Origin of the sequence: Granulicatella sp. WM01 (genome assembly GCF_004570605.1) — a bacterium.
Classification (GTDB): domain Bacteria; phylum Bacillota; class Bacilli; order Lactobacillales; family Aerococcaceae; genus WM01.
Window position 1 is genome coordinate 43599 of sequence record NZ_SPPB01000002.1, and the last position, 12807, is coordinate 56405.

Annotated in this window: 8 protein-coding genes, 1 other RNA gene and 1 riboswitch; of the genes, 4 read left to right on the forward strand and 5 right to left on the reverse strand. The window is 33.2% G+C overall.

The annotated features are described in order from the left end of the window. Positions 1 to 261: 261 nt before the first annotated feature. Positions 262 to 3996 (reverse strand): helicase-exonuclease AddAB subunit AddA, encoded by a 3735-nt coding sequence (gene addA, locus E4T68_RS00605; RefSeq protein ID WP_135123084.1) that lies wholly within the window; start codon positions 3994 to 3996, stop codon positions 262 to 264. After that, positions 3983 to 7336, reverse strand: a complete 3354-nt coding sequence (locus E4T68_RS00610) for a PD-(D/E)XK nuclease family protein (RefSeq protein WP_135123086.1) — start codon at positions 7334 to 7336, stop codon at positions 3983 to 3985. Before E4T68_RS00610 ends, addA begins: the two co-directional genes overlap by 14 nt. 63 nt (positions 7337 to 7399) lie before the next feature. On the opposite strand from E4T68_RS00610, the gene E4T68_RS00615 reads away from it, so the two are divergent. Together E4T68_RS00615 and E4T68_RS00620 are read left to right on the forward strand one after the other, a co-directional pair. Further along, on the forward strand, positions 7400 to 7870 hold the full coding sequence (locus E4T68_RS00615; RefSeq protein ID WP_135123088.1) for an arginine repressor: 471 nt from the start codon (positions 7400 to 7402) through the stop codon (positions 7868 to 7870). Positions 7871 to 7979: 109 nt separating this feature from the next. Beyond that, positions 7980 to 8024, forward strand: a riboswitch (PreQ1 riboswitch). Positions 8025 to 8030: 6 nt separating this feature from the next. Then, complete coding sequence (locus E4T68_RS00620; RefSeq protein ID WP_135123090.1) at positions 8031 to 8540, forward strand: QueT transporter family protein; 510 nt, start codon at positions 8031 to 8033, stop codon at positions 8538 to 8540. Positions 8541 to 9277: 737 nt separating this feature from the next. On the opposite strand, the gene E4T68_RS00625 is transcribed toward E4T68_RS00620, so the two are convergent. From E4T68_RS00625 to E4T68_RS00635, 3 genes are read right to left on the reverse strand one after another with little or no spacing between them, the layout of a single operon-like run. Further along, positions 9278 to 9805 carry a transcription repressor NadR gene (locus tag E4T68_RS00625; protein ID WP_135123092.1) on the reverse strand — a complete coding sequence of 176 codons (528 nt, stop codon included), beginning with the start codon at positions 9803 to 9805 and terminating at the stop codon, positions 9278 to 9280. Between the two features lie 21 nt (positions 9806 to 9826). After that, a complete protein-coding gene (locus E4T68_RS00630) occupies positions 9827 to 10741 on the reverse strand; it encodes a pseudouridine-5'-phosphate glycosidase (protein ID WP_135123094.1) in 915 nt (304 codons plus the stop codon). Continuing rightward, positions 10734 to 11840, reverse strand: a complete 1107-nt coding sequence (locus tag E4T68_RS00635; RefSeq protein ID WP_135123096.1) for a carbohydrate kinase — start codon at positions 11838 to 11840, stop codon at positions 10734 to 10736. Before E4T68_RS00635 ends, E4T68_RS00630 begins: the two co-directional genes overlap by 8 nt. Positions 11841 to 12076: 236 nt before the next feature. Between E4T68_RS00635 and gpsB the strand changes: the two genes are divergently transcribed. Continuing rightward, entirely contained in the window at positions 12077 to 12403 is a 327-nt protein-coding gene (gene gpsB / locus E4T68_RS00640) for a cell division regulator GpsB (protein WP_135123098.1), read from the forward strand. A gap of 18 nt (positions 12404 to 12421) precedes the next feature. Further along, an RNA gene (gene rnpB / locus E4T68_RS00645) (RNase P RNA component class B) lies at positions 12422 to 12790 on the forward strand. Positions 12791 to 12807: the final 17 nt, after the last annotated feature.

Genomic DNA, 12807 nt, shown 5'->3' on the forward strand with positions numbered 1-12807 from the left:
CTCCTATTTTGATTTATTAAACACTAAGCATAGGAATCGGGTAGATTCTTTTTGAATAACAACACCCCATTTTCATAAACCATATCACACCTTGTTCACATTCAAAGTCTACCCTTTCCACAAAAACGGGTCTACGTCACATAATGTTGACGTAGACCCTCAATCTTATAATTTATCTAATCACTTATTAGAACACTTTCTTTGTTTACTAGCACGATTTATTGTAGTAAGTGCAGTGACCTACACTCGTTATTTAGCTAACTACACTTTCCATTTTTTCCACTCAATTGAAATAGTTTCATTCACACTCAAAGCACAAATGTACACATGCTTAACAGGTTTTTCCAAAATAGCCTCAAGTGCATTGGCATAAACAGATAGCTGATTTGTATATCTTTCTATCAATACATTTCGTGCATTTTTGTGCGTTACATTGTCCGTCTTAAAATCGTACAGCACAATACCCTCGTCTGTTTCTATATATCCATCTACAATCCCATGAACAAGCACTTTTTCATCTAAATGTAATTCATTTGGGAATAACTGACTTGCTTTAACAACTAATGAAAAAGGCACTTCTCGTGATACATGTTTAGCATGTGCTATCATATATTGACCAAATGAACTTGAAAAGAAATGAAATAACTGTTCTCTGCTCAACTTTTCACCGATTTGAGTGGACAGTAACTGATTAGACACTAACCATTGAATATGCTGCTCAATACTGTTCCATGTTATTTGTTCCTCTAAAGGAATAGTTTGCATAAATAAATGTATAGCATTTCCTAATGTAGCTCCATTTACTTCTTGAGCATGCTCCATAAATTTAGGCTTTTTAAATTCTTTAACAACATACCTATTGCTGCCTAACATTTCCATTTGCAACACATCAGGGTCCTCAATCATTCGCTTCAGTTCAGAAACTGATTGATAGCTAGTGGTTCGTGTCGCTGCTTCATAAGGATAGTGATAATGCATCTGATAAATAAGTTTTTCTATGCTCTCTTGTTTAAAATGCTCGTTTTGTTGGTTCATCCACTCTTGAATAGTTGTTTTTACAGCATCTCCTTTAAGCACATTTTTTAGAGCATCATTCGTGTAAAACGATAGCGTGTACTGTACGGGAAAATGTGCTAATTCTGTAGGATAATGTTTTTCTACTAAATACTTATTATTAGCACAACGATGACGCATCAATGCCATACTGACCCAACCTAATAAGGACTGACTTTGCAAACGACTCGCTACGGGCAAAGTAATTGGCTTATGCTCTTGAATCATTTCTAAACTTTCCCAATATTCCTTCTCATTTTGACAACTTCCCACTAAAAATAATTGTTCTTTAGCACGTGTTAAAGCAACATATAACTTACGCATTTCCTCTGCCAACATCTTTTTTTCTTTAAATTGCATCATGCCTATACGTGCTAAAGTTGGGTATCTCCACTTATATTCATGGTTAAAATAGTCACTCCCAAAACCATATTCTTCAGTAAAAATATATGGTTTATGCAACTCCTGCTTATTAAATGATTTTCCCATATCCATAATAAATACAATAGGAAACTCTAATCCCTTACTAGCATGAATCGTCATAAGCTGAACAGCATTTTCTGAATGTGCTATATGGGAAACTTCGGCTAAATCATTATCTTTTTCTTGCATTTTTTCAATAAATCTTACAAATTGAAACAGTCCTTTAAATTGTGTTTGTTCGTATGATTTAGCATGTTCATACAAGGCATGCAAATTTGCTTGTCGCTGTTTTCCAGAAGGCAAAGTCAAAACATAATCTAAAAATTGAGTATCTTGATAAATTGTCCAAATAAGTGCAACTAAAGACTCCTTATGTGCCATAAAACGCCATTTTTCTAAACGTTCTAAAAACACACATAATTTGTCATAAATATGATGATGAAAGTCATTTTGCACAATACTTTTTTCACGATAATGATTAACAAATTGCAAGACAGCATGAAAGTAATTTCCTGTCCTTTCATTAATTCGAATGGCTGCCAATTCATTCTCGTCTAATTGTACAATTGGCGAACGTAAAACAGAAACAACAGGAATATCTTGATATGGGTTATCAATGATTCTTAATACCGACATCATAATCATCACTTCTGTCCGTTGAAAATACGTATCGGCTTGACTGACAAAAATTGGAATAGTGTACCGTTCAAAAATTTCTTGAATAATGACATTATGCTTACGTGTTGGCACTAAAAGAACAATATCTTGATAAGTTACTGGTCGCTTTTGTCCGTTATCTTGAATAAGTACTTGCTGTTGAATTAACTCATTAATTTTATGAGCAACCATTGTAATCTCTCCCTCAGCCTTACTATCAATCATAAAGCGTTCATCAACATCTCCTAACAGTTCTCTTTGTGGAGTAGTCTGTTCTTTTTCATAAAGAAGTACAGTTAATGGATACTGCTCATCTTGTTCAAAAGACATGTTTCCTTGTACAAGCATAGCATCTTGATCATAGAGCATATCTCCAACTTGTTTATCCATAATTTGTTTGAAAATAAAATTAACGCCTTGTAGCACACTCCCACGAGAGCGGAAATTTTCCGCCAAAATGATACGTTCTCCCCCACTTTTCTGCCCATAAGCTATATATTTTTCCAAAAACAGACTGGGTGTTGCTAAACGGAATGAATAAATAGACTGTTTCACATCTCCTACCATAAATAAATTGTTCCCATTTGTTAAGTAACTTAAAATGGCCTCTTGTAGACGGTTCACATCTTGATACTCATCAACCATAATTTCATTAAACTGTTCCTTAAACTCTTTGGCAATCGCACTTTCGTAACGTGTACCGTCCTTTTGTATAGGGGCTAAAATATCTAAAGTAAGATGCTCTAAGTCACTAAATTCCAACACGCTAGCTTCTCTTTTAGCTTGTGTGTAACGCTCTGAAAACAATTTAACAACACGCACAACCTCCTCAATAAATGGAGCTTGTTGATGTAGTAACTCTAATTGTCTATCTTGTGTCCCGTTAAAAATTTGCTTTTGTAAATGTGTTATCGTGTCTTTAATTGTATCTCTAATTTTTTTCGCTTTATTAGCCAAATCTTTTAAGGTATCATCATCTTTTTTTCCTGCACCTTTCCACCGTTCAAAGTTAACATTTTGCACAGCCTCATATATATCATCAAAATTAGACTGTTGATTTAATTTCTGTTGAATAAGATAAATATGTTGGTAATCTTGCTCTAATATTTCCACGCTTTTTTGTAGCGTACTCTCTCCTTTAAGAAAATGTATCGCATACTCTAATTGTGCTATACTCTCTTCAATGACAGCTTGCACATTTGGTCTAATCAACTCTTGAAACAACTGACTAGATCCTAACTCTTGAATGGTGTATAAATCGCTCAAATGATTTAACCATTTATCTGGATATTCATTAGATAAGGCAAAGGCATGCAATGAAAAAACCAATTCTGTTAGACTGTCATCATATTTATCACTAGAATAGGCTTTAGCTAACTGAATAAATGAGTCTTCTTGATAAAGTTTTTCTTTTAATTGCAGCCATACATCTTCTTTAAATAATGCAATTTCAGTATCATCACTCATCAATCGACAATTCGGATCTAAGTGAACTAAATAAAAATATTGACGAATTAACTTCAAACAAAATGCGTGAATAGTACTAATGTATGCCTGTGGCAACAAAGAAATTTGCATTTGCAAGTGCCGTTTTATAGTATCATCAACACTTTGATTAATCTCTTCTTTTATCACACGTTCTAAACGTTCTTTCATTTCCAAAGCAGCCGCTTGAGTATACGTTACCACAACGAGTTGCTCAATAGATACACCTTTTTTTAATTTTTCTACAATTCGTTGCGTTAATACTGTTGTTTTTCCGGAACCAGCAGAAGCCGATACTAAAATATTTTGTCCCTCTTGGAAAATAGCACGCCATTGAGCATCTGTAAATTTAACATTACTCGGCTTAATTGGTATCATGTTGCTCACCTACCTTTCCACGAATTAATGACATGACATCTTTATGTTTAATAAATTGTCGATAGTGATTTTCTGGTAAAGTTGCATCAAATAAAGAAATACTGCGAAATTCTCGTAAAGATGGTGTAAATAATTCATCTTTAAAAGGTTGCAAACGAATATCACCTGCCAAAATCCGTTCTCCTGCTTCCTTAATTTTTATTTTTAAATATTCAAACAATATAACTAAATCCTCGTTGAGAACCGTAGGCATGGTTTTTTGTTTATCATAAGTTTGCTTAGTGGTCAGTTTTGCTTGATAAAACAGCCCATTGCCATCCACGGTTTGCATACTTTCTTCATCTAGCGTCAATAGTCCTGTCAATTTAGGTGGGGTATGTATCAATTCACTAGGACTGAGCATAATGTTTTGAACTGTTTCATAAGCGTTATTCACATGATAATAGAAAGCACCCATTGAGTGTTTATCCTGTACTTGCAATTTCTCTCTATTTTGATTCAACACATATAAATATGTCACTAATTGTAAAGATAATCCCTCAAAAAAACGATTAAAGTCAAATTTTTGCTGACTTGATTTATAATCAACAACACTGAGAAATTTCTGATTAATAACATCAATTCTGTCAATTTTTCCACGCAAAATAAGTTGACGATTATTTTCCACATAAATAGGTGGAATAGAAAGCAAACTATCTTGTCGACTAGAAAAAATGCTCTCCGTTAACAAAGTGTGTACATTAATCGTTTTTGCATAATCATGTAGACGCATGATCACATGCTCCAATGTATCACTCAATAAATATTTCGTAAATGCCATACGGTTATTCATATAAAACAATCTATATTGAGGTTGATTGAATACGGATTGACATACATCATCAACAATACGTTTTAACTCATCAGTTGTTAAATTTTGAAACACAAGTTGACGCTGCTCCAAATAACGATACAGCACGTCTAATGTATCATGAAAAACATTTCCAACATCAGCGGATCGTAATTGCAATAATTGTCTTTCTTTTACATGCAGTCCATATTGTAAAAAATGACTATACGGATCTTTAAAATAACTTTCTAACTGGGATACCGATAAAGCCAACTGTTTAGGATATAACTCCATGGCTAATTCAAGTTTTGCTGGAATATTTTTATAATAAAACCCTTGTTTTAAATGTTTAAACTGATGGGCTAGTGTATCATGTTTTTCAATATAATCTATCAAATGTTTCGTCCGTTCATCTAACATACTTTGTCTATCATAAGCCTGACGAATATCTATAATCACTTGCCGTATCACTTGTGTTGTTTTTCCATATTTTGCTAATGTATGCTTATGTTTAAAACGTCTATCCAATAACTCTATGTACATAGAGCATTCCTGTTGCATACTTGGATAAAATAAATAAAGTTTTTCAGTAGCACTAGCAAATACTTGATATGCAACAAACGGCTCAATTAACGTACGATAGGTGCTATCCAAAACTAAATAAGACTGATTAGATAACACACTAGAAAACATAGCTCTCTCTTGATTGGATAATAAACTCAAATTTTCATACGACTTAGGAAACTGCTCTGCACTTGCTCCTATAACAAAGACAACTTTACTAGGATGTTCACGATTTGTATCTAAACTTGAAATCGTCACTTGATCTAAACTTGGTGGTACAGAACTGTACTCTGCCTGCTCAAAACCTTCAAATAAAATTGTATAGAAATCATCTAACTGAAAGGGCTGATTTCCTAATACCATAACAAACTCATCTAATAACTGTCCAAACATCTCCCATGCTTGTTCATGTTCCCTAGCCCGTTCTAATTGTCCTTTATCAAGCAAATCATCACGCCAATGAATCAATTTGTCCATAACACCCATTTGCTCAAAAAATTGATACAATATTACACTTGCCTCTTTCATTGTCCTAGCCTGTTCCAATTGAGTTTGAAACGGCAAAATTGCATCCACAATTTGAAGCCTTAGCGATTGATTTTCCCACGCTGCATCATGAGTCCACCAATATTTCCCTTGATACCCGTTTGCTAACAATTCATTCTCTAATTGATCAACATCATAACGTTCCTCTCCAACAATTAGCTCTGTTCTCAATAAACGCATGACATCTTGATATTGCCAATTTCTTTTTTGTAGATGATATAAAGACGACAAACACTCCACTAGTGGATGATATGCCATAGATTCAGCATTATCAATAAATATCGGAATATCATTCTCCTTAAAAATTGGCTTAATTAACATTTCATACGATTCCACCTGACGCATCAACACATGAATATCTTTATAGCGATAATGTCCACTGGACACTAAAGCATGAATTTCATTAGCTACTGCCTCTACTTCTGCCTGTTTGCTCGCAAATGCTTGAGTAACTATGGCATCTTGTTCCATAGGATTTTGAGTGTACTGGTACCCTTTTTGAAAAATATCTTTCCAATACTCTAAAACATCTAATATCCCTTTACTATAACGCTCTTTACCTTGCTCAATCTGTCTAATAGGTAGACAATTTATATCATGCATTCTTGCCAACTGCCATAGTCTATGATACGTCTGTTTAGACACATACGTTAAGGGATCAAACACATCACAATGAATATCTTTAGCCTCTAAAGCTAAACTAACAGACACTTTATATGCTTGTTTTAATAAAGCCAAAATAATAGACTGCTCCTTAGCTGTAAAACGATGATACCCATACACATAAATTGCTGTTTGTGATAAATCCAATTGTAAAATGCGTTGCACTAGTTGATCATAAAGATCCTCTTTTTCAATATACTGCCCAATGAGTTGCTCATTAAATAACTGATACAAATAATTTAATTCATTGATTTTTTGACTATTTTTTTTAATGCTGGAATGCTTGGAATAATGCTCTTCAAAGGCATTCAAATCTTCAGTTGAAATAGTCCCCCCACGGAATTCTAAAAATAAATCTGTTAACTGTTGAATAAATCCAGAATGCCTAATATCGCCACGATATACGCTTAATTCGTTTTCATGCTCCAGTAAAATATGGCGGACAAGCATTGTTAATCCAACTTTACTTAGTGAAGTTTTAGACAAAATTCCAGTATCCTTTAATAAAAACCACGCTAATCTGGAAAAACTATAAATTTGTACACGAATACTGCCTCCAAGTATTGAATTTTCTCCCATTAAATGTGATAATACACTTAGTTCGGAATCAAATTTGATATGCTCTGGGACGAGATAAAAAATAGTGTTTACATGTTGTGTCTGTAATAGTTTAGACATATCTTGAACAATCCATTGCTGTTTGTTGGCTGTTATATCACCTAAAATGAACTCTAACATAATGCTCTCCTTCACTTTGATTCTAACGTTTTACAGTCAATTTATAAATATAAGGAGATTTATATGAACAAAAAAGAATCACGTCATCAATTAATACGCTCTTTAGTCCTTGAACACACTATTCAAACGCAACAAGAACTGCAAGAACTTCTTGCTCAAAATGGCATTTCTGTGACACAATCTACTTTATCACGTGACATTAAAGACTTAAATTTAATTAAAGTTAATGAAGTCGATTACTCCTATTATGCTATTTATAGTACTTCCCAATCAAAATGGGCAAAACGTTTAAGTTTATATATGGACGATGCGCTTCTATTGCTTCGCCCTGTTCAACATACGGTTATTTTAAAGTCATTACCTGGATTAGCTGAATCTTTTGGATCAATTTTAGATAAACTAAACATTCCAGAAATCGTGGCAACAATTTGTGGTGACGACACTTGCTTAATTATTTGTGAAACAAACGAAGATGCCAAGCGTTGCTTTGAGCAACTAAAATCATATACACCACCACATTTTTTCAAAAAATAACCAAATGTTATAACTTGCCATAAATTATACTATACATTATAGCATAAAGTCCGATTAAGACGAACAACCAAGTTAATCTTGAATTTTAATATTGATTTTTATATAATGGAAACACGTGGTTCGAAACCCTCCCACGAAAAAAAACTAGGAGGCATATTATATGCAAAAATATTTTTCAACTAAGGAGTACATTATAACGGCTTTAATTGCCGCAATTTATGTTGTATCAACATTATTGTTGGCACCTATCTCGTATGGTATTATTCAGTTTAGACTGTCCGAAATTTTAAACCATTTATTAGTGTACAACAAAAAATTTATCGTCGCCTTAACATTAGGTGTATTTATTGCTAATTTTTGGTCACCTTTTGCACTATACGATATTATTTTCGGAACCGGAGCAACTTTTTTATGCTCTCTTATTTCAATCGTTGCGTTTAAATATATTAAACATAAACACATACAATTTATATTTAATACGCTTAACTTCTCATTTATTGGTATGGTTCCAATTACACTAATGATTATCGCTCTAGGTGATTCAAATACATTTTTTGCAATATATTTTCCATTGGTATTGAGTGAACTAATCATTTTAGGTGCTGGACAAATCGTTTTACACCTTTTACATAAAAAAATCAATTTATCAAGTTACTTGAATGATAAATAACTCAAAACTGTATAACTTTAGCATAGACTAATGTTATACAGTTTTTTAGTGTATCCTTTCTTTGTTATATGGTTAATATACTGTTCATTTCATATACAAACTATTATCCAATACCGACTATACTCACTAAAAAATATCAAATATTTTAGTCTAATGATATAAGGAATTGTATTATCACACGTGTGTTATCCTAATTAAAGCAATATAAACTAAACATTTTATCCATTAAAACCATTCCATACTAACTTAACATCTTTCTTGCGTTATTTAAATATAATGTCCTAAATTGCTCTTCGTCAAATTATATGCTAAAAAACAGTTTTGCTTCACTATATAAATTAATTCGCCAAAACGATTTATTGGATACCTCTATCAATATTTAAATGAAAGTAGCTATTTTTATGATGCACTGCCTATTTTTTATGTGTACACTTCTAAAAATCTAAAGAATTCACTTATTTTTTTACCATATTCTCAACAGGAAAAAAGATTCTAACTAACAAAATCTGCAAAAAAATCAACGTTTATAGACAAAGATTTCTTGCAAATTTAAAAGATTACTCTATCCAACATTTATTTTTTTAAAGTCAAAGTACAACAATTTATCAAATCATCATTACTTTTATTTAGATAGAATTCAAAAAACTAGCAAGGTTCAATGTTTTTTATCATTGACACTTGCCAGTCTAATCTAAATTTTTATGTTAGAGTAATATATGACGTCTTATCTTACTGAATTACTCATCACTCACTAAAAAATGAAGTGATTCCAATTCAGCTTGAATATCGTCTAAAATTTCCTTTGTATCAGCCTCAACCAGATGATATTGTATACCATCTGTAGTTAAATCAATCAAGCATTTAAATCCTTGAGCTTTAAATTTCTCAACAAACTGTTTGATACAACGCCGACTTTGTATATTTAATGCAACTTCTATTTCACCATAGATAGGGTGTTTTATTCTTACATTTTTTACCACACCACCGTTGTCTATAATCGCTTGATATTTTCTCACAATATCTTCACGTTTATGTTGCACTTTAAAGATGCGACTATATTTTCTTTCTGATTTTTCTCGATGATATAAATATCCTCGATTAGTACTTAAAATGGTTTCTCCATTAGCTTTTAGTACTGCAATATCTTGCACGATAACCTGTCTAGTGACATCAAAATTATCCGCCAATTTTTGTGCATTAACTGCTCCCTTTGCATTTTTTAATGCATGTAATATTTTTTTTCTTCTCTCTTCTACATTTTTCAACTTTCTTCCCTCAACCGTTTCTTACTTATTTGCAAAAAACTTAACGGCTAATTGTGCACCGACCTTAGCGTTATTTTTTACTAATTTGATATTAGCCTCTAAACTTTTTCCATCTGTTTTCTCAACAATTTTCCCTAATAAAAACGGCGTGATATCCTTCCCTACGATACCATTTTCCTCCGCTTCTTGAACAGCTAATGCAATAATTTCATTAATGTATTCAGGATCTAAAGCATCTTCATGTGGAATTGGGTTAGCAACTACCACACCACCTTTTAAGCCTAAATTCCATTTTGTATCAATCATATATGCAATATGCTCTAGACTATCTGAACTTAAAGCTAGTGGTAACCCACTATCTCTTGTAAAGAATGCTGGTAAGTTTTTCGTACCATACCCTACAACTGGAACACCTTTTGTTTCTAAGTACTCCAAAGTAGCTGGTAAATCTAAAATAGACTTAGCTCCTGCACAAATGACCGTCACACTTGTTTGTGCAAGTTCATCCATATCCGCTGAAATATCAAGCGTACTTTCCCAACCACGATGAACTCCCCCTAGTCCACCAGTGACAAAGAATTTAATACCCGCTAATTCAGCAGCAATCATTGTTGTGGCAACAGTTGTTGCACCTAAACGTTTTGAAGCCACAATATCTGCTAAATCTCTACGTGATACTTTAGCAATACCTTTACTACTTCCAAACATTTCCAATTCTTCATCAGACAAGCCAATTTTAATTTTCCCCTCAACAATAGCTATTGTTGCAGGTACTGCACCATTGTCACGAATAATTTGTTCAACTTCACGTGCCATAGCAACATTTTGTGGATACGGCATACCGTGCGAAATGATAGTTGACTCTAAAGCAATAATTGGCAAGCCTTTTTCCATACCTTGCTTAACTTCTTGAGATAAAACTAAATACTCATTCATTATTCCGATACTCCTTCATTTCTTTTTTTAACTGAGTTTTTGTTACATTTTGACGAACCGTATACTCCGATTGAATGGTATGATAAGCATTAGTCATTCCAGCTAAAACACACTCCTCATCGTCCATTCCATGATACCATGCATCAATATAAGCCGCACTAAACGCATCTCCTGCTCCAGTGACATCAACAATAAATTGATTGTCTAATGGTTTAACTTTATACCATTTTTTCTGAGGAGAAGCGACAATAATGTCGTGTCCTCCAGCGGTTAGAACAACACGTTTAACACCTAATTCTAGCCACTTATCCATTGCTAATTCTATTTGCTCTTTTGTATCTAAAGTCATATTAAAATAAGCAGCACTCTCCCCTTTATTGACAATTAAGCAATCTACTGCTGATAATTGCTTAGGCAGTCGCTCCATTTTAGGCTCAGATACAGTAATAACAACCAACTTAGTGTGGTGTCTTTGGGCAAATGAACATAAATATTCAATGGTTTCTTTAGGGCAATTCAAATCGACAACAATGCACTTGGCATGTTGAAGCAATGTAGATTGTTTAGACAACACTTCTGGCGTTAGACAATCATAAATAGACATATCAGCTAGGCCTAAATACATTTCCCCTTCTTCATCTAAAAGTGCCGTATACGTTCCTGTTGATTGTCCTTCAATCATTACAACACTTGTCACATCCATAAATGGACTAGATAACTCTTTAATATATGCCCATTCTGAGTCATTACCTGACACAGAAATTAAAGACACTTGATTCCCTAATCGTCCCAAATTTTCGGCAACATTACGTGATACTCCTCCAATAGACGTTGTAGAAGTCACAGGATTGGACGTGTATTGTTTTAACTGTCCATTTGTTTTTATTTTTTTATCAACATTTGCAGCACCAATACACACAATTGTTCCTAATCGCTTCACAACATACGCTTTCCCTAATAAGTAATTTTTACGAATTAGACTAGAAATAATATTTGCTACTGCTGAACGTGATAGGCCTACTTTTTCAGAAAGGGATTGTTGGGATATAAACGGATTTGCTTGAATTAATTCAAATATTAATTTCTCATTGTCTGTCATAATATCCTCCACTTTAAAACAAATGTTTGCTTTTGAAACATTTGTTTATATTTTACTCCTATTTTTTGTGTATGTCAATATTTCTCTTGAAAAAACATGTAATTTATCTATTTTTTATATATTTTGTATTATTTTACCTTTTTAATAGTATAATACTTTAAAAATTGTGACAGTCATTGTACAATAAAGGAGATACATCATTCTCTATGATGATAAAACTTAACAAGGAGATTATTATGACACATAAAAACTTGACTTCCCAAGACATTTACCAAAAAAATTTTAGAACTAGCATGCGCGGATACAAAGCTACTGAAGTAGATGAATTTTTAGATTTAATCTTACAAGACTATGACACGTACGAAAAAGAAATTGCTTCACTAAAAGCAGAAAACGTTGCTTTATTAAGACGTTTAGAAAATGAAGAAAAACAACACTCTTTTAGCGATCAAACGATTGTTGCCAAATCTTCTACACAAATGAATGGTACAAATTATGATATTTTAAAACGTATCTCAAACTTAGAAAAACATGTATTTGGCGCAAAATTAGATAACAATTAATGACACAACGAACATGTAAACTTCGGATTATTGCAGTCTTTTAGGCTGAGGAAAGTCCATGCTCGCACAAGCTGAAATGCTTGTAGTGTTCGTGCTTAACGAAACAATAAGTTAAGGCAACCAAATGGTTGACGGCAGAAAAAATGACTAAGGGAAACTATGTCAAAGTATTCTTGAAAGTGCCACAGTGACGAAGCAATATTGGAAACTTTATTGGTGGAACGCGGTAAACCCCTCGAGCGAGCAACCCAAACTATTGGTAGGGGCACTCTTTATTAGGAATAACAACGAAAAAAGAGGTGTGCATTTGTCAATGTACACAGACAGATAATAATCGATGTTTAAAATCTCCCGAGTTTTAAACGGAACAGAACATGGCTTATAGAAGTTTACATATCGGGTCA

What these genes read in the sequence shown, in the direction of transcription:
- addA (WP_135123084.1), bottom strand. Translation starts at nt 3,996, where the DNA reads ATGATACCAATTAAGCCGAGTAATGTTAAATTTACAGATGCTCAATGG.
- E4T68_RS00610 (WP_135123086.1), bottom strand. Translation starts at nt 7,336, where the DNA reads ATGTTAGAGTTCATTTTAGGTGATATAACAGCCAACAAACAGCAATGG.
- E4T68_RS00615 (WP_135123088.1), top strand. Translation starts at nt 7,400, where the DNA reads ATGAACAAAAAAGAATCACGTCATCAATTAATACGCTCTTTAGTCCTT.
- E4T68_RS00620 (WP_135123090.1), top strand. Translation starts at nt 8,031, where the DNA reads ATGCAAAAATATTTTTCAACTAAGGAGTACATTATAACGGCTTTAATT.
- E4T68_RS00630 (WP_135123094.1), bottom strand. Translation starts at nt 10,741, where the DNA reads ATGAATGAGTATTTAGTTTTATCTCAAGAAGTTAAGCAAGGTATGGAA.
- E4T68_RS00635 (WP_135123096.1), bottom strand. Translation starts at nt 11,840, where the DNA reads ATGACAGACAATGAGAAATTAATATTTGAATTAATTCAAGCAAATCCG.
- gpsB (WP_135123098.1), top strand. Translation starts at nt 12,077, where the DNA reads ATGACACATAAAAACTTGACTTCCCAAGACATTTACCAAAAAAATTTT.